The sequence below is a fragment of the Alistipes sp. AF48-12 genome (assembly GCF_003477565.1).
Lineage (GTDB): Bacteria > Bacteroidota > Bacteroidia > Bacteroidales > Rikenellaceae > Alistipes_A > Alistipes_A hominis.
The window spans coordinates 140,360-156,892 of the sequence record NZ_QUDJ01000006.1; the positions used below are offsets into that span (position 1 = coordinate 140,360).

General features: G+C 57.4%; 18 protein-coding genes and 2 pseudogenes. 8 read left to right on the forward strand and 12 right to left on the reverse strand.

The window, feature by feature from the left end:
• Positions 1-5: 5 nt before the first annotated feature.
• The 5 genes from DW082_RS14985 (at position 6) to DW082_RS05505 (ending at position 3,777) form a co-directional block, all read left to right on the forward strand.
• Entirely contained in the window at positions 6-338 is a 333-nt protein-coding gene (locus DW082_RS14985; protein ID WP_259335531.1) for an OmpH family outer membrane protein, read from the forward strand.
• A 160-nt stretch (positions 339-498) separates the two neighbouring features.
• On the forward strand, positions 499-1,482 hold the full coding sequence (gene coaE, locus DW082_RS14990) for a dephospho-CoA kinase (RefSeq protein ID WP_259335527.1): 984 nt from the start codon (positions 499-501) through the stop codon (positions 1,480-1,482).
• Positions 1,479-2,327, forward strand: a complete 849-nt coding sequence (gene folP / locus DW082_RS05495) for a dihydropteroate synthase (protein ID WP_118457737.1) — start codon at positions 1,479-1,481, stop codon at positions 2,325-2,327. The genes coaE and folP overlap by 4 nt, the downstream gene beginning before the upstream one ends.
• A complete protein-coding gene (locus DW082_RS05500) occupies positions 2,324-2,977 on the forward strand; it encodes an ABC transporter ATP-binding protein (RefSeq protein ID WP_055202215.1) in 654 nt (217 codons plus the stop codon). Before folP ends, DW082_RS05500 begins: the two co-directional genes overlap by 4 nt.
• Complete coding sequence (locus tag DW082_RS05505; protein ID WP_118457739.1) at positions 2,977-3,777, forward strand: TIGR02757 family protein; 801 nt, start codon at positions 2,977-2,979, stop codon at positions 3,775-3,777. The genes DW082_RS05500 and DW082_RS05505 overlap by 1 nt, the downstream gene beginning before the upstream one ends.
• Before the next feature lie 85 nt (positions 3,778-3,862).
• Here DW082_RS05505 and DW082_RS05510 read toward each other — a convergent pair whose 3' ends face one another.
• The 9 genes and pseudogenes from DW082_RS05510 to queG all read right to left on the reverse strand — a co-directional run bounded on the left by DW082_RS05510 (position 3,863) and on the right by queG (position 10,773).
• On the reverse strand, positions 3,863-5,827 hold the full coding sequence (locus DW082_RS05510) for a hypothetical protein (RefSeq protein ID WP_118457741.1): 1,965 nt from the start codon (positions 5,825-5,827) through the stop codon (positions 3,863-3,865).
• 55 nt (positions 5,828-5,882) lie between these two features.
• On the reverse strand, positions 5,883-7,166 hold the full coding sequence (locus DW082_RS05515; RefSeq protein WP_118457757.1) for an amidohydrolase: 1,284 nt from the start codon (positions 7,164-7,166) through the stop codon (positions 5,883-5,885).
• A gap of 117 nt (positions 7,167-7,283) precedes the next feature.
• Positions 7,284-7,532, reverse strand: a complete 249-nt coding sequence (locus DW082_RS05520) for a DUF1573 domain-containing protein (protein WP_118457743.1) — start codon at positions 7,530-7,532, stop codon at positions 7,284-7,286.
• On the reverse strand, positions 7,529-7,654 hold the full coding sequence (locus DW082_RS14995) for a hypothetical protein (RefSeq protein WP_259335528.1): 126 nt from the start codon (positions 7,652-7,654) through the stop codon (positions 7,529-7,531). Before DW082_RS14995 ends, DW082_RS05520 begins: the two co-directional genes overlap by 4 nt.
• A gap of 39 nt (positions 7,655-7,693) precedes the next feature.
• A complete protein-coding gene (locus tag DW082_RS05525; protein WP_118457745.1) occupies positions 7,694-8,377 on the reverse strand; it encodes a TonB family protein in 684 nt (227 codons plus the stop codon).
• Positions 8,377-8,520 carry a hypothetical protein gene (locus DW082_RS14485; protein WP_182424101.1) on the reverse strand — a complete coding sequence of 48 codons (144 nt, stop codon included), beginning with the start codon at positions 8,518-8,520 and terminating at the stop codon, positions 8,377-8,379. The genes DW082_RS05525 and DW082_RS14485 overlap by 1 nt, the downstream gene beginning before the upstream one ends.
• Before the next feature lie 3 nt (positions 8,521-8,523).
• Positions 8,524-8,915, reverse strand: a pseudogene (locus DW082_RS05530) (ExbD/TolR family protein).
• A 36-nt stretch (positions 8,916-8,951) separates the two neighbouring features.
• A pseudogene (locus DW082_RS05535) lies at positions 8,952-9,655 on the reverse strand (MotA/TolQ/ExbB proton channel family protein).
• Between the two features lie 218 nt (positions 9,656-9,873).
• A complete protein-coding gene (queG, locus tag DW082_RS05540; protein ID WP_118457746.1) occupies positions 9,874-10,773 on the reverse strand; it encodes a tRNA epoxyqueuosine(34) reductase QueG in 900 nt (299 codons plus the stop codon).
• Positions 10,774-10,885: 112 nt separating this feature from the next.
• Between queG and DW082_RS05545 the strand changes: the two genes are divergently transcribed.
• From DW082_RS05545 to DW082_RS05555, 3 genes are read left to right on the forward strand one after another with little or no spacing between them, the layout of a single operon-like run.
• On the forward strand, positions 10,886-12,502 hold the full coding sequence (locus DW082_RS05545; RefSeq protein WP_118457759.1) for an AMP-binding protein: 1,617 nt from the start codon (positions 10,886-10,888) through the stop codon (positions 12,500-12,502).
• A gap of 6 nt (positions 12,503-12,508) precedes the next feature.
• Entirely contained in the window at positions 12,509-13,204 is a 696-nt protein-coding gene (locus DW082_RS05550) for a HesA/MoeB/ThiF family protein (RefSeq protein WP_055202235.1), read from the forward strand.
• Positions 13,205-13,210: 6 nt separating this feature from the next.
• Positions 13,211-13,960: a bifunctional 2-polyprenyl-6-hydroxyphenol methylase/3-demethylubiquinol 3-O-methyltransferase UbiG gene (locus tag DW082_RS05555; protein WP_118457748.1), complete on the forward strand. Its 750-nt coding sequence runs from the start codon at positions 13,211-13,213 to the stop codon at positions 13,958-13,960.
• A gap of 84 nt (positions 13,961-14,044) precedes the next feature.
• Here DW082_RS05555 and DW082_RS05560 read toward each other — a convergent pair whose 3' ends face one another.
• The 3 genes from DW082_RS05560 to DW082_RS05570 form a co-directional block, all read right to left on the reverse strand.
• Positions 14,045-14,788 (reverse strand): nitroreductase family protein, encoded by a 744-nt coding sequence (locus DW082_RS05560; protein WP_118457760.1) that lies wholly within the window; start codon positions 14,786-14,788, stop codon positions 14,045-14,047.
• A gap of 232 nt (positions 14,789-15,020) precedes the next feature.
• Positions 15,021-15,215 (reverse strand): hypothetical protein, encoded by a 195-nt coding sequence (locus DW082_RS05565; protein WP_101571471.1) that lies wholly within the window; start codon positions 15,213-15,215, stop codon positions 15,021-15,023.
• A 175-nt stretch (positions 15,216-15,390) separates the two neighbouring features.
• Positions 15,391-16,359 (reverse strand): ROK family protein, encoded by a 969-nt coding sequence (locus DW082_RS05570; RefSeq protein ID WP_055202241.1) that lies wholly within the window; start codon positions 16,357-16,359, stop codon positions 15,391-15,393.
• Positions 16,360-16,533: the final 174 nt, after the last annotated feature.

A 16,533-nucleotide genomic window follows, 5' to 3' on the forward strand; every position in this document is an offset into this window, starting at 1 on the left:
AAGGGCTGGTCACCCGTTCGGAAGCGATGACCATGCAGGAAAATCTGGAGAAAAAACAGCAGTCGTTCGTTCAGCACCGCGACAAAGTGATGAACGAATTGGCCGAACAGGAACAGGTCATGCTGAACAAAATCCACTACAACATCACCGAATACCTGAAGGAATTCAACAGCGACTACCGTTTCAAAATCATTCTCAGCACGACTTCGGGCGGCCCGGTCATGAACGCCGACCCGTCGCTGGACATCACGCAAATCGTTCTGGAAGGATTGAACAAAAAATACGCCGCGGAAGGCAAAACCAACAAAAACAGCGAAAAACTGTCGCTCGACAAATAATCCGTTCCGTCCGGGCGGTAAAAAAGGCTTCGCGATGCGAAGCCTTTTTGTTTTCCTATACCCTAATCTCGCTTCTCTTTCGGTTTTCGGACAAGGACGGACGGATATTTTTTTATTCCCCGAATTTTCCTTTATTTTGCAAAGAAACCGAACGTGGGAAATGCATAAATTCACCTTATACCTGAAAGTCACCGCACGCAGGCTCAGCAACCCGGTATTCTTCATGCTGCTGGGATTATCGCTGATCTTGTGGTACGTGACCAAGCTCAGTCACTCCTATACGGCCGATATCAACATCCCCGTCCGCATCGACAGCGTCTATTATTCGGTGCGGTGTCAGGTGGAAGGATCAGGATACCAGATCTTGCTGCACAAGATCGCTCCGCGTAAAAACGGAGTGTTCATCTCGTCGGACAACATCGCGGTAACGCCGTCGACGACGGCCTCGGGCCTGTACGATATCTCGCCGTTCTGGTTGCAAAACACCATTTCGTCCCAGATCACCGACTTGAAATCAAATCGGTGGCCGCTCCGGTCGAAATCGAATTTCCAAAACGAAGCGATGATTAAGGTCGGTATAACCGGAGGGATCGGAAGCGGAAAAAGCACGGTTTGCCGCCTCTTTTCGTTGCTGGGGGTTCCGGTGTACGACTCGGACACCGAAGCCAGGCGGCTGATGAACACCGACCCGGCCGTCATCGGAAAAATCCGGGAATTGCTCGGCAGCGCCGCTTACCGGGACGGAGTCCTGGACAGGCGGGCGGTCGCCGCGCAAATTTTCGGCAACTGCCTCCTGCGGGAGCGGCTGAACCGGATCGTCCATCCGGCCGTCGCGGTCGATTTCATGCGATGGGCCGGACGGCAAACGGGTCATTACGTCATCCAGGAAGCCGCCGTGCTGTTCGAAAGCGGCGCCGACCGGCTAATGGACGCCACGGTCGAAGTGGCTGCGCCGGAAGCGCTGCGTATCCGGCGTACCTGCCGGCGCGACGGAACGGACGAAGCGTCCGTGCGGGCGCGGATCGCGGCCCAGCTCAGCGAGGAAGAACGCATCGCGCGGGCCGACCACGTAATCGTTTCGGACGACCGCACGCTGGTCATCCCCCAGGTACTGAAATTGCACGAATTATTCGGCCAATTATGAAACTGACCGTAGGAAAAATCGAAATCAGTCTTCAAAAACCCGTCGTCATGGCGATCGTCAACGTGACGCCGGATTCGTTTTTCAGCGGCAGCCGGACTCAGGAAGCGGATGCGATCGAACGCCGGGTGCGGCAGGCCGTATCGGAAGGCGCCGCCATTCTGGACGTCGGCGGGTATTCGTCGCGTCCGGGAGCGGACGACGTCTCCCCTCGGGAGGAGTTCCGCAGACTCGCCTCGGCGTTGGAGATCATCCGCAAAAAATTTCCCGACACCGCCGTGTCGATCGACACTTTCCGGGCCGGCGTAATGGAAAAAACGCTCGAAAACTTCGGCCCGTGTATCGTCAACGACATCACGGGCGCGGAAGCCGAACCGGAAATCGCCGGCGTAGCCGCCCGTTACCGGGTGCCGTTCATTGCCATGCACATGCGCGGCACGCCGCAGAACATGCAGAGCCGGACGCACTACGACGATCTGATCGGCGAAATACGCGGTTACTTCGCAGCAAAAACCGAAACGCTGCGCAGCGCCGGAGTCGAACAGATCGTGCTCGATCCGGGATTCGGTTTTTCAAAAACCGTCGATCAGAATTTCATGCTGCTCGGCCGGATGGGCGAAACATTCCGCGACACGGGGCTTCCGTTTTTAGCCGGCATCTCGCGCAAATCGATGATCTACCGGACGCTCGACACGACGCCGGACGACGCGCTGACCGGCACCTCCGCGCTGCACTGGGAATGCCTGCGCCAGGGAGCCTCGATCCTGCGGGTGCACGACGTTCGCGAAGCCGCGCAAGTCATCGCGCTGTGGAACCGTTTTACCGCTGCAAATACCGCAAAACCATGATAAAAACCAAAGATATACACAAAAGTTTCGGTGCGCTCGAAGTACTCAAAGGAATCGACCTGTCGATCGACAAAGGGGAAGTCGTTTCGATCGTCGGGCCGAGCGGCGCCGGCAAAACGACGCTGCTGCAAATCCTCGGCACGCTGAGCCGGCCCACTTCCGGCGAGATCGAGATCGACGGCGTGGCCGTGCATACGCTGTCGGACAAGAACATCTCGAAATTCCGCAACACGAAGATCGGCTTCGTATTCCAATTCCACCACCTGCTGCCCGAGTTTTCCGCGTTCGAGAACGTGTGCATTCCGGGCTACATCGCCGGACGCGAACGGCACGAAGTCGAAAAACGGGCCGCCGAACTGCTCGGGATGCTGGCCATGGAACACCGTCTGACCCATAAACCCGCCGAACTGTCAGGGGGCGAACAGCAACGCGTAGCCATCGCTCGCGCACTGATCAACTCGCCCGCCGTACTGCTGGCCGACGAGCCGTCCGGCAACCTCGACACCAAAAATAAGGAAGAGATCCACAAACTGTTCTTCACGCTGCGCGATACGTTCGGGCAAACGGTCGTCATCGTGACGCACGACGAACAATTGGCCGAAATGTCCGACCGCAAAATCCAGATGATCGACGGACTGATTCGCCCCTGATGGAACACGACGAACTCAAAGAGCTGCTCGACGGCCTGCACGACCGCTACAACGCGCCCGACTTCATTGCGGACGACCCGATCTCCGTTCCTCACCGCTTCGAACGCAGGGAGGACATCGAGATCAGCGGTTTTCTGGCCGCCACGATCGCATGGGGCAACCGCAAATCGATCGTTCGCAATGCCGGCCGGCTGATGCGCCTGATGGACGACGCTCCGTACGATTTCACCGTCCATGCGTCGGAACAGGAACTGAACGCGCTGCTGAACTTCGTTCACCGCACGTTCAACGGAGCGGACTGCATCGCCTTTATTCGCGCCCTGCGCCGACTATGCAGCCGCTACGGAAGTCTCGGCGGCTATTTCGAACAGACATACGCCGCCACGGGCGATCTGCGCACGGTACTGTCGCGGTTCCGCACGACGTTCTGGGAAAGCGATCATCCGACGCGCTGCGAAAAGCACCTCTCCAGCATCGACAAGGGCGCGGCCTGCAAACGGTTGAACATGTTTCTCAAATGGATGGTGCGCAGCGACAGTCGCGGCGTTGATTTCGGACTGTGGCGGACGATCCCGCCCTCGGCGCTCTACTTGCCGCTCGACGTCCACACCGGCAATACCGGCCGTGCGCTGGGCCTACTCACCCGACGGCAAAACGACTGGAAAGCGGTCGAAGAGATCACCGGCTCGCTGCGGCGGCTCGATCCGGACGACCCCGTCCGGTACGATTTCGCCCTGTTCGGAGTCGGAGTGAACCGGTCGTCGGACGAGCTGCCGCCGACCGGCGCAAAAATCCGCTGATTCCCCGATGAGCCCCGGGTTCGCAAAATAACAAAGGCTTCTCCTTACGAAGAAGCCTTCGTTCGATCCGGACATGCCGAGGCATCTACCGGGCGTATTTGATCGCCGCCTCGATATTGATGCCGCTCTCCCACGGCCGGCACCGACAGCCGCTCGGCTGTCCATCGACATAATATTCGACCCATGCGCCCGAATCGTCGCGCAGGGCCATCATCCGGTCGTAAACCTCTGCGGCGAGCGGATCCCCGCAGTCGGCCAGCGCATATAGGAACATGCCGAAATCGTAGCCCAGTATCCGGTCCTGCGACGAGATTTTCCCGGTCTTCCGGTAAAGCGCGACCACCTCGTCAAGCAAAGCCCGTTTCTCGGAATCGGAAAGGAGCTGCGCATTGATGTAGATCGGGAAAAGGTAGGCGGACGGAATACTGAAACGCTCTACAGGCGGCAGTTCGACCCGGCTGTTGTCTTTGCGCATACAATCCTCGCAGAAATAAAGACACCCTTTGAAATGGTAGGTCTCGGTAAAGTAATCGAAATGATCGGGGTGCAGGCAAACGCCGGGACGCGTAGCCGGATAGCTGACCTTCGCCTCGCGCTGCGGATTGTTGATGAACAGCTTGCCGTCCCGGTAAAAATTATCGCGGTAACGATCGCTGCATTGCCGTACGTCGCGTTCGAGCGCGGCGATCCGGTCTTCGTTCCACAGCGACCGCGTACGGACGAAATCCAGCAACCGCGAACTCCCTTCGATAAACAGCAGCGTCGCCTCGGCCGAACCGTGGTACATCACCTTGCGCGGCACGACGCCGCCGGCAATGTAAGTCTCGTCGCCGTTGAACGGCAGCATACCGTCGATCAGGTTGCGTTGCTGCGCCTGGGTCGCCCACTCAAGCATCGGAAGAATTCGTTCGAGGAACGCCGCATCGTTCGTTTTCCGGAAATAATCGAACGCCTGCACGACCAGATAACCGGTAATCTCGGTCTCGTCGTTTTCGTGACGGTGGAAAATTCCGGGATAACCGATCGCCTGCGCATTCTGGATATATCCGTAAGCCTTCCATATGTTATGGTAGAACTCCAAAATGCCGCGGGCCTCTTCGCCGTGTCCCAGCGCCAACAGCGCCCGCGAAACCCCGTACTGATCGCGCACGTAGCCCATGTGGTAAACGATCCCGGCCAGTACGCCGCCTTCGCGTCCTTGCTGGCTCTTGATCAGCACGCCGATGTCGTCCACGGCCCGGAAAAATTCGTCGCGGCGGTCGTCCGGCAGGTTCGACGCTTTGAACCGGTGCTGCTTCGCCGCATATTTCTTCCAGCTTTTCGCACTCGCCTTCTGCAACGATTCGGGCGATGCGGAAGCGATCGCCGCGCTGTTTTCGGCAAGCCGGCGTTCGTTCGGTCCGGCAACTACGTACAAGGCTCCGTCGCCCGGAGTCACGTTCAGCACCCAACTTTTATCGCCGCCCGCTCCCGGGACGAGCGTCGCCGAACCGGTCGTAAACACCTCGTACAGATAACCCGAAGGGGCTTTATAACTGCTGTAAAAAGGAACGCCGGGAGCGATGCCGATCCGGTAACGCCGGTTCGCATTCTTTAATTCCGCGGCCGACATATCCTCCCTGACCGTTATCAGCTCCTCATACGGAGCATACCGATCTTCCATCCTGACGGTGATCCGGTAACTGAACGGACGCTGCGCATGAATACGGCGGACGAAACCATCGCTGCCGACGGTTACGAAATCGGTCTGACGGGCTACTTCCGCCCCACCGTCGGTAATCAGGCTGTGCCAAACGGCCGTCCGAGGCTCGCGTTGCAGATCGACCCGGTAATCTCCCTGCAGATTCATCGTGAAAAATCCGGGAGAAGAGTAAGGCGGACCGAACAGTTGCAGGATATCGGCGCCCTGTCCATAGACGCACAGACCGCCGTTTCCAATCGCATGGATGCCCGGCACCTGCGAATTATCCTGCCGAACGACCGCGCCCGAAGCGCCGTCAAAAACGGCAACCGCGCCTAAAAACAGGCATGCAAAACGTAGTAACTTCATCTTTTTATTTAAGTTTTGGTTAGGTTCCGACACAAACCGGCCGCAATCCGCCGGTCTACTCCCCGCGCCGTTGCAAAACGCCCAGGCGGCGTTCGACCTCACGGCGGATCGCTCCGAAATCTCCGTTCGCCAGTGCACCCTGCCGCACCACGATGCGTCCGTCGACCATCACCGTCTCCACGTCGGACGGCTTCGCGCAGTAAACCAGGTTCGCGACCAGGTCGTGACACGGAGTCAGGTGCGGTTTATCGAGGTTCAGCACGATCAGGTCGGCGCGGGCCCCTTCGGCTAACACGCCGATCTCGCCCTTCATGCCGATCGCATCGGCCGCCCGCGTCGTCGCCATCCGCAACACTTCGTACGCCGGCAATACGCACGGATCTCCGGTAGCTACTTTCTGCAAAAACGACCCCGTACGCATCTCGTCCCACATATCCAGGTCGTTGTTCGAACTCGGCCCATCGGTGCCGATGCCGACGTTGGCGCCCCGTTCGAGCAACCGGGCGACCGGAGCGATCCCGCTCGCGAGCTTCATGTTGCTCTGCGGATTATACACGACGGAAACGCCCTGCCGGGACAAGATCTCCATATCCGTTTCGGTCAGGTGGACGCAATGCACCGCCAACGCGCGGTAATCGAAAACACCGAGATCGCGTAGATGCTCCACCGGCGTTTTACCGTATCGTTCGCGAATCGTTTCCACTTCCGACAAAGTCTCGGCGACATGGATATTGACGCCTACCCCGTTGCGTTCGCACAGTTTCAGCGATTCGCGGATTTGTTCGGGCGTACAGGTGTACGGGGCATGCGGAGCGACCCAAACCCGGATGCGATCGCCGGCGGCGCCGTTATACCGTTCAATCATCCGCTGCGTCCGTTCGACGTAACCGTCGAACGCCGTCCCGACGAAAGCCGGACTGACGACCGCCCGGATTCCGCTGCGGATCGCCGCCTCGGCGACCCGGTCGGCATACCAGTACATATCGACGAAAGCGGTCGTACCGCCGAGCAGCATTTCGGCGATTCCCAGCTCGGCCCCGCTGTAAATATCGTCGCCGTCCAGTTTCGCCTCGAACGGCCAGATCTTTTCGGTCAGCCACGGCATCAGCGGCAGGTCGTCGGCATAGCCGCGCATCAGGGTCATCGACACGTGGTTGTGCAGGTTAATCAGACCCGGCATCACGAGCCGTCCGGCGCCGTCCGCCACCTGCAATCCTTCTCCTCGCTCCCGCTCGTAACGTTCGATCCGCTGCGGGGAGTCGCTCACCAACGCGATCCGGTCGCCGCTGACGGCAACCGCGCCCCGGTAATATTTCGGTCTGCCGGGCTGTTCCGTCATCGGAAGCACCAGGCAATTTTTTATCAATAGTTCCACAATCGTCCGACACTAAATAACCTACCCGTCCGTCAAAGGGCGGGCCAAAACAAAAATAATCAAATATCCGGTAATTTCCTCCTACGGAACGACGTTTCCGCGGATCGTAACGATATACTGCTTTTCGGGCGTGTTCGTCAGGATTTTGACGGCTTTCAGAAAAGAGCCGTCTTGCTTGGCGGGATCGTAAACCACCGTCACCGTACCTTTCCGTCCCGGAGCCACCGGTTTCCGCGAAAAGCGGACTTTCGTGCAATTGCAGGCCGTTTCGGCTTTTATAATCACCAGCGGAGCGTCCCCGGTATTTTCGAAACGGAAATCCCGGCTCACGCTCCGCCCTTTTCACCGACCTCGCCCAGATCGTACGTTTTGGTCTCGAAGGCGACGGCAGGCTGGGCGCAAAGCTCCCCGCCTCCGAAAACGACACATATCAAAATCAACAGATACCTCATACGCTGTTACGGCTATACTCCGTTCTGCGGAGAACGACGTCACTGCATCCGGAAATTGTAGGTAATGGTTCCCGACTGCGAAACCGGAGCGTTCTCGTCCACGTTGAACTGCGCGCGGCGGGCCGCCTGCAGCGCGGAATTGACCAGCGAACTGTTCTGCGTCGTGGAACCTTTCGAACGATAGGTCGCCGCAGTGACTTTCCCCTGCTGATCCACCATGATTTCGATCACGACGCGTCCCTGGTCTTTAGCGCTGTAATCGGGTTTCGGAAGCATTCCGACCAGCGATCGCCCGGACAGGCTCGCCGAATTGCCGCCGGTGCCCGTTCCGGTTCCTTCGTGGCTTCCCTCCGGCGTTCCGGCCAGATTCCCCTGATTGCCGGCCCCGGTTCCGGTTCCTTCGCTCGTGGCTTTGCTGCCCTCGGTGCGGCCCGGAAACAGCGCTTTACGGTTCACCTCGCGCGGCTTCTCCACCGGCTTCTGTTCGGGCTTGGGTTTGGCTTCGACTTTCTTATCCTCTTTCTTCGGCGTTTTTTTCTCGTCTTTCTTCTTCTCTTTAACCACGACGTCGGTCTCCTCGAAGTCCTGCGTCAACTGCTCGTCCTCGGCAGCCTGCTGCGGCGGAGCCTGTTGCTGCGGTTGCTGCGGAGCCTCGGCAGCCTGGTCGTTCATAGCGAGGTCGGCTCCCGGAGCAGCCTCCTCGACATTCCCGAAATTAATCATCAGCCCTCGCCGTTGTCGGGAGGCGGAAGCAGTTGAAATTTCAACAGCAACAACAACAGCAACACCGACACTGCGTAAATCAGCGTCGCTATTCCGCCTACGAGGCGCTGCTGCGTACGGTCTTCCGGCTGAAAGTCAATCATCGGTTATTCCGGTCTCGTTGCCAAAATCAGTTTGAACTTATTCTTCATGGCGATGTTCATCACTTTCACCACCTCTTCGATCGGAACGCTTTTGTCGCAGTGCAGCGACACGGTAGGATCTTCCGTTCCAGTCAGTTTCGCGACCAGCGTCTCTTCGAGCCGATCGAAGGAAACGGGCGTCGTCTCGATGAAATAGCCAGATCGGAGTTGATCGAAACCGTCGTATACGGTTTCTCCTTCAACTGATTGGAACTTTTCGGCAACGTCAGCTTCACGGCGTTCGGATTGATCAGCGTGGTCGAGAGCATCATGAAAAGCAGCAGCAGGAAGATCAGGTCCGTCATCGACGAAGCGCTGAACCCTACCTCTACCTTCGATCCTCTTTTAATGGCCATAATCGTGCGATTTTAATTCTTGTAACAAGTGTTGTCTTACTGTTCGATCGGCTGGTTCAGGATATCCATGAACGCAATCGAGTTGGCCTCCATCTGGAATACCAGCTTCTCGATACGGGCTACCAGGTAGTTATACCCGAAATAGGCCGGCACGCCGACCGTCAGACCGCCGACCGTCGTCACCATCGCCACGTACATACCGCTGGCCAACACCGTCATATCGACCGTTCCTCCCGCCTGCGACATGTTCATAAAAGCCTGCACCATGCCGACCACCGTACCGAGAAACCCGATCATCGGCGCGCGCCGGCGATCGTCGCCAGAATCGGCAGACCGTTTTCGAGCTTCGACACTTCCAAGTTGCCTACGTTCTCGATCGAACTGTTCACGTCGCTCAGCGGACGGCCGATCCGCTCGATCCCCTTTTCGACCATCCGGGCGATCGGAGTGTTGGTGGAACGGCAAAGTTGGATCGCCGCGGAGATTTTCCCGTCGAAAATCTGCTCGCGGATCCGGTTCATGAAATTCACGTCCACGGCGGAAGCCTTGCGGATCGCCCAGAACCGTTCGAAGAAAATAAACACGGCCACGCCCCCTAAAATCAACAAAGGCCACATCAGGAAACCGCCGGCCAGGAAAAGCTCTCCGAAACTCATCGTCTGGGCAGCCTGCTCGGTCGCCGCAGCGGCAGCGGCCGTGGCGGCAGCCACCGGTTCAGTTGCTTGCAACAAGATCATCATATCTACAAATTGTTATTTTAAATTTTGAAAATACGCTTCCGTTTTCAATTCACAAAAATACGTTTTATTATGAATCCTACAAACATTCGCCGGCCCCGAGTTTTCGTTTTTTTTCACCCCGGATACAATCGGTTATCAGGCAAAACGTTAACCTCAGGGGCAAGCCGGATTTGTTCCGAAGCACGCGAAAAATCGCACGTCTCGGCATCCGTCCGGCTTCACTTCAGCCTGCGTATCCGCTCTTGTAGGCGGCGCAAACCGCACCGGGCAAGCGGTGTTTCGCCGAAAATCCGCCGGAAACCGGCCTCGTCCAATCCCAACCAGTCGTTGACGTCCAACCGTTCCAGTTCTGCAAGCGGTGCGAAAGAGTCGTGTACGGAGACCGGGGCTTTGCGGTTGTAAGGACAGGCCCTTTGGCATACGTCGCACCCGAACAGCCAGCCGTGCAGATCGCCTTCGTCCCCGTCGCCGGTTTCGATCGTCCGGCGGGAAATGCAGCGCCCCGCGTCGATCGTCCGGTCGGGACGGATCGCCGCGACCGGACAGGCGTCCACGCAGGCGCGGCAGGTTCCGCAGCCGTCGCGCACGAACGGCGCGTCCGGCTCCAATTCGGCCGTCGTAACCACCTCGCCCAGCAACAGGAACGAGCCGAGCCGGGGATTCGCCAGCAACGAATTGCGTCCGATCCAGCCCAGGCCGGCCTCGACCGCCCACGACTTTTCGGCCAGCGGAGCGGTATCGGTAAAAACCCGTCCGGACGCCCCGGGCACGAGTTCCCGCAGGTAGGCCGACAATTCGTTCAACCGTTCGCGGATCGTCAGATGGTAATCTCTCGAATGCGCATAAGAAGCGATGCGGGAAGCCACTTCGTGCGCCGACGGCGGGCGGTGGTAGCCGACCCCGCAAACGATCACCGAACGGGCGCCTTCGCAGAGCGCCCCCGGATCGAAACGTTTGCCGGTATTCCGGCGCAAATACTCCAAGCCGCCGTCGCATCCGTCGGCGAGCCAATTCTTAAACCGATCGTACTGCCGCTCCAGCGAACGGCAGCAGGCAATCCCGCACAGATCGAATCCGAGCGACAAAGCCTTCCTGCGGATTTTTTCGGAGTTTGTCATTTTTGCCGTTTACGGTTCGGGTTATTTGCGCAAAAGTACGATTTATAAAACAAAAATCTTTACATTTGCATTTTACATTAGGGAGTGTTTATCGCTTTTAACAAACGTATCAATTATGTTCAACACGCTTCTGGAATTATATCAGCACAGCATCCACGCTTACAGTTCCAATAAGTGTTTTTCGATGTACGGCGGGGAGGCGCTCACGTACCGCGATTTTGCAGACCGGGTAGACTCCCTGATCGAAACGTTCGTCGCATCCGGTCTCAGCCACGGGGACAAGATCGCCCTGCTGAGCAACAACATGCCCAACTGGGGAGCGGCTTATTTCGCCGCCGCGATTTCGGGCATGGTCATCGTCCCGATCTTGCCGGACTTTTCCGGAGCGGAGATCGACCGCATCATCCTGCACTCCGAGGCGAAAGCCTTGGTCGCTTCCGACAAACTCTATACGAAAGTATCCAAGGAAGTTATCGCACAGCTACAGGTCGTAATCCGCTCGATGAACCTCGGGGTCATATCCTCCCATTCGGACGCTCCGCGCGGAACGATCAGGGATCCGAAAGAGGAAGACCTCGCCGCCATCATCTATACCTCCGGAACGACTTCCCGGCCCAAAGGGGTCATGCTGTCGCACAAAAACCTTTGCAGCGAACTGGCGATGGTCAGCATCCTGCAACCGGTTTACCAAAACGACGCCTTCCTGTCGATCCTGCCGCTGTCGCACACTTACGAATGCTCGCTGGGCATGTTGCTGCCGTTCATGTGGGGAGCCTCGGTGATCTATCTCGACAAAGCGCCCACCGCCGCCGTACTGCTGCCGATCCTCAAAGAGGTACGGCCGACTATCATGCTGAGCGTACCGCTGATTATCGAGAAAATATACAAAAACAAAATCCTGCGCCAACTGTCGGCCAACCGCCTGATGCGGTGGCTGTATCGGAAAGAGTGGGGCCGCAAATGGCTGCACCGCATAGCGGGCAAAAAACTGATGAAACTATTCGGCGGCCGCATCCGCTTTTTCGGGATCGGCGGGGCAAAACTCGACGGAACCGTCGAGCGCTTCCTGTTCGAAGGGAAATTTCCGTACGCGATCGGCTACGGGCTGACCGAAACGGCTCCGGTACTGGCCGGCGTCAACCCGTCGATGGTACGCCACCAGTCGACCGGTCCGATGCTCGAAGGCGTCCAGGCGCGGCTGGACAACGTGAATCCGCAGTCGGGCGAAGGCGAAATCGTCGTCAAAGGGCCGAACGTGATGATCGGCTACTACAAAGACCCCGAAGCGACCGCCGACTCGTTCACCTCGGACGGCTGGTTCCGCACGAAAGACCTCGGCCTATTCGATCAGGACGGATACCTCTACATCAAGGGACGGCTGTCGAACATGATTCTCGGCCCGAGCGGCGAAAACATCTATCCCGAAGAGATCGAAAACGTCCTCAACAGTCACGCGCTCGTCAACGACTCGCTGGTCAGGGAGGACAACATGGGCAAGCTGGTGGCGATCGTCTACTTCAACCGCGAAGAACTCGAACGCAAATACAAGACGATGAAGGAAGAACTGGGCATCCGGATGGAAAACATCAAGCACGAGCTACTCACTTACGTCAACTCGAAAGTAAACCGCTTCTCGAAAATATCGACCGTCATCGAACAGAAAGACGAATTCGAAAAAACGCCGACCCACAAGATCAAACGGTTCCTCTATAACAAAAAACAAAAATAAACCTGCATGACCGAACGAGAAACGGAACGCTATCAACGCAACCTGCTGGTCGAAGGGTTTTCGGCAACCGGGCAGCAACGGCTCTCGGAAAGTCGCGTAACGGTGGTCGGAGCCGGAGGACTCGGCTCGGCGACGCTGAACTACCTGGCGGCGGCGGGAGTCGGCCGCCTGCGGATCGTCGAAAACGACACCGTATCGCTGAGCAACCTGCAACGCCAGATTCTCTACACGACCGCCGACCTGGACGCCCCGAAAGCGGAAGTCGCCGCGGCACGGCTGTCGCGGCTGAATCCGGCCTGCCGGATCGAAATCCGCACCGACCGGCTCGACGGCGGCAATGCGGACGAAATCCTGTCGGATTGCGACGTCGTCGTGGACTGCACCGACAACTACGCCACCCGTTATGCGATCGACGATTTCTGTTCGGCCCGGCGGATACCGATGGTATACGGTACTGCCGAGCAGATCGGCGGACAGGTTTCGGTCTTCAACACGGCGGGAGCCGGATCGTACCGTTCTCTTTATCCGGAACAGCCGGTACAACAGCCGATCGTCGGAGTACTTTCGCCGATCGTCGGAGTCATCGGCTCGCTGCAAGCGCTCGAAACGATCAAGCTGCTCGCGGGTATCGGCGACGGACTGGCCGGACGGCTGCTGACGATCGACGGACGCACGATGCGCATCTTCACATTCGAAATCTGACGCTCTATGTTCGATATAGCCAGGCAACGCGGCACGGTCCGCGAACAACTCCGCATCGCTGACCTGATGTCGCTGACCCCGAAAGGGAAACGGGTGCTCGAGATCGGCGCGCGGGACTGTTACCTATCGCGGAAACTCACCGCCCTGTACCCGGAAGTGGTAGCGCTCGACCTTACGAAACCCGAAATCGACGCGCCCGGCATCACGGCCGTACAGGGCGACGTTACCGGACTCCGTTTCGCGGACAATGCGTTCGATACCGTTTTCTGCACCGAAGTGCTGGAACACGTCCCGCCCGAGAAATTGCAGCAGGCCTGCAACGAGATCGTCCGCGTCGCATCGCGCTACGCGGTAATCGGCGTTCCCTACCGGCAGGATCTGCGCGCCAACCGCACCCATTGCCTACGGTGCGGCGCGGTCAATCCGACGACCGGCCACCTGAACCGTTTCGACCGGCAGCGGCTGACCGCCCTGTTCCCCGGCATGACGCCCCGCGAGATCCGGCTCACAGGACGCGGACAGGCCGTCACCAACCCGCTGTCGGTGGCGATCTACCGCCTGTGCGGATATCCCTACGGCAGCTACGAACAGGAGGAAGGATGCATCCGCTGCGGCGAAAAACTCGTCCGACCGAAGATCGACCGAATACAATGGGCGCTCTGTTTCGTCGCACGCGCATTGAACCAGATTCAGTACAAACTGTACGGCCGCAACAGGCCGATATGGATTCATATTCTGTTCGAAAAGACGGTCTGAACCGGGCGGCTTGGTAAAAGTAAAACCGGGACACTCCTTTCGGAGTATCCCGGTTCGGTTTATGTACGCTTCGACGGCACGGACTTACTTCAGACCGATTTGCCGCTCAAGGTATTCCCGGATCGAATGTTCCATCGAATGGCGGTGATAATCGGCGATGTGGCAGGCCCAGTCGTTGTCGGTACGGTCGCCCGCACGGCAACAGTTGAATTCGGCGACCTCCTTGTCATAACGATCGAGCAGCGGCAGCATCCGGTCATCGGCGCAATACCGGTTCTCGTGAACGACCAGCGGCAGCGGCAGCTTCGGTTTCAGATCGGGCTTCTCGCGCGGATAGCCGACGGCGAGTCCGCAGACGATCGAAACGCCCCGCGGCAACGCCAGCATCTGCGAAACCTTTTCGGGATCGGCCGTGCGGATATACCCGACGCAGCAGCAGCCCAGTCCGAGCGATTCGGCGGCCGTCACGGCGCTCATCATCGCCAGCGAAGCGTCGATCACGCCGACCGTATAACCGTCGATCGTAGCGTCGAACGCCGGCGTATCGACGCCCTTCTGTTTGGCCGCGAGCCGCAGTTTATGAAAATCCATGCAGAAGACCATGAAAACGGCCGACGTCTTGATCTGTTTCTGTCCGGTAATCTCGTACAATTGCTCTTTCAGGGCCTGGTCGGTAACGGCGATTACCGAAAACTGCTGACCGTTGTAACTGGTCGGCGCGTTGCGGATCGCTTCATAAATAAAATCCAGCTTTTCCGGTTCGATCGGCTGGCGTTCGTAACGCCGGATCGACCGGCGCTCCAGCAGACTTTCCTTAACACTTTTCATATCTTTCGAAATTTGATTTTTCTTGCGTTCCGGATCGTTACCCAGCAAACAGGATACCGATTCCAGCCTACATGACCTTCGCAAGATACGTTATTTTCGGGAAACGAAGATCGCCGAAGCGCGAAAATTCTCTATTTCCCGTCCCGCATCCGCGCGTTCATAGACTCCTCAATCGATAGAGATCGCATATCGAAATCCGAACATTTCAAACCGGGGAGCAAATACGCGTCCTTCAAACGCCACAGCCCGAAAAAGAATCCGCGATCCGATCCGCCCCTACGATTTCGGCCGCGAGATCGATCCGCTCGATTTCCAGCGTTAGCGAGTTCAGGTGGGCAAACTCCTGCTTTTCGACCGTTCGGACTTTGGGCTTCTGCAATTCCCGAGATTCCAGGACAGCGATTCCGAACAAAAGGTAGATCGGCATTTTTTTATGGCGAAAGTATTTTAACTAACAGAAATCTCGGTAGAATCGTAAAAAAAGCCGCTCCCCGAATGGGGAGGGCTTTCAAAAACCAATTTCCGGAAAGGCCCGGCCTCTTACCGGACAGTCGTATCTGTCAGGCTCACTCTAGTTTGCACACATAACAGTATGGGAATATTTATCCCTTGTTTTGCACATGCTGCCATGCGAGAGCCGACGCCCCGAGAACGGCGGCGTTTTTCCCGTCGATACCGGACGGCAACAATTTCACCTTGTTGCGGAAAATCGGCATCATGTTCATCTCCATGTATTTCTTCGTCGGCTCGAAAATATACTTGCCGGCCTTGGCCAATCCGCCGAACAGGAAGATCGCCTCGGGACTGGTGATGCTCACCGCATCAGCCAGCGCGCGTCCGAGCAACATGCCGGTGTATTCGTACGCTTCGATTGCCAACGGGTCGCCGTTGAGCGCCGCTTTGGTAATCATTTCGGCAGTCAGGTCGGTAAACGTCACATGCCGGAATTCGCTGTCCTCGATGCTGTCGGCCATCAGCTTGAAAATCGTTCGTTTGATCCCGGTCGCCGAAACATAAGTTTCGAGACATCCCTTGCGACCGCATCCGCAGACGCGCCCCGTATGGCTGACCGTCACGTGCCCGAGCTCGCCGGCGAAACCGTCGTGCCCGTAAATCAACTGGCCGTTGGCTACGAACCCGCTGCCGAGTCCCGTGCCGAGCGTCACGACCAAAAAGTCCTTCATGCCGCGCGCGCCGCCGTATACCATTTCGCCGACGGCCGCCGCATTGGCGTCGTTGGTAACGATCACCGGCAGCGTCGGGAAGAAACGCTTCATTTTTTCGACCAAATTCACCGTGCCCTTCCACGGTAAGTTGGGCGCGAATTCGATCGTTCCTTTATAAAAGTTGCCGTTGGGCGCGCCGATACCCACTCCGATCAGTTCGTACTCTTCTCCGGCCGTCTTCAGCAGATTCTGGATTCCGATATACAACTCTTCGATATAAAGATCCGAATCCGGGAAATTGCGGGTCGGAAATACGCCCTCGCTCAAAATATTCCCCTGCTCGTCGACTAAACCATAGGCGGAATTGGTACCTCCGATATCCACGCCAACTGCTACTTTTTTCATCTGTTAAATCAGGTTTTAAATTATTTAATTATTTCAAATGGTTGCGAATCACGTAAAATGTCTTTCAAATATACAAAGAACTCGCAAAAAAACGGCAAAATTTGGATAAATAAAGTAAGTGTTTGGTATTGAGGAGAGTTAAGCCAAATTCTTCTATACCTTTCCAAATCGCTA

Bases quoted from the DNA above. Each gene is read 5' to 3' on its own strand.
- DW082_RS05505 (WP_118457739.1), top strand. From the start codon at position 2,977: ATGGAACACGACGAACTCAAAGAGCTGCTCGACGGCCTGCACGACCGC.
- DW082_RS05510 (WP_118457741.1), bottom strand. From the start codon at position 5,827: ATGAAGTTACTACGTTTTGCATGCCTGTTTTTAGGCGCGGTTGCCGTT.
- DW082_RS05565 (WP_101571471.1), bottom strand. From the start codon at position 15,215: ATGCCGATCTACCTTTTGTTCGGAATCGCTGTCCTGGAATCTCGGGAA.
- DW082_RS05515 (WP_118457757.1), bottom strand. From the start codon at position 7,166: ATGACGGAACAGCCCGGCAGACCGAAATATTACCGGGGCGCGGTTGCC.
- DW082_RS05560 (WP_118457760.1), bottom strand. From the start codon at position 14,788: ATGAAAAGTGTTAAGGAAAGTCTGCTGGAGCGCCGGTCGATCCGGCGT.
- DW082_RS14485 (WP_182424101.1), bottom strand. From the start codon at position 8,520: ATGATTGACTTTCAGCCGGAAGACCGTACGCAGCAGCGCCTCGTAGGC.
- DW082_RS05500 (WP_055202215.1), top strand. From the start codon at position 2,324: ATGATAAAAACCAAAGATATACACAAAAGTTTCGGTGCGCTCGAAGTA.
- DW082_RS14995 (WP_259335528.1), bottom strand. From the start codon at position 7,654: ATGAGGTATCTGTTGATTTTGATATGTGTCGTTTTCGGAGGCGGGGAG.
- DW082_RS05570 (WP_055202241.1), bottom strand. From the start codon at position 16,359: ATGAAAAAAGTAGCAGTTGGCGTGGATATCGGAGGTACCAATTCCGCC.
- DW082_RS05555 (WP_118457748.1), top strand. From the start codon at position 13,211: ATGTTCGATATAGCCAGGCAACGCGGCACGGTCCGCGAACAACTCCGC.
- DW082_RS05525 (WP_118457745.1), bottom strand. From the start codon at position 8,377: ATGATTAATTTCGGGAATGTCGAGGAGGCTGCTCCGGGAGCCGACCTC.
- queG (WP_118457746.1), bottom strand. From the start codon at position 10,773: ATGACAAACTCCGAAAAAATCCGCAGGAAGGCTTTGTCGCTCGGATTC.
- folP (WP_118457737.1), top strand. From the start codon at position 1,479: ATGAAACTGACCGTAGGAAAAATCGAAATCAGTCTTCAAAAACCCGTC.
- DW082_RS05550 (WP_055202235.1), top strand. From the start codon at position 12,509: ATGACCGAACGAGAAACGGAACGCTATCAACGCAACCTGCTGGTCGAA.
- coaE (WP_259335527.1), top strand. From the start codon at position 499: ATGCATAAATTCACCTTATACCTGAAAGTCACCGCACGCAGGCTCAGC.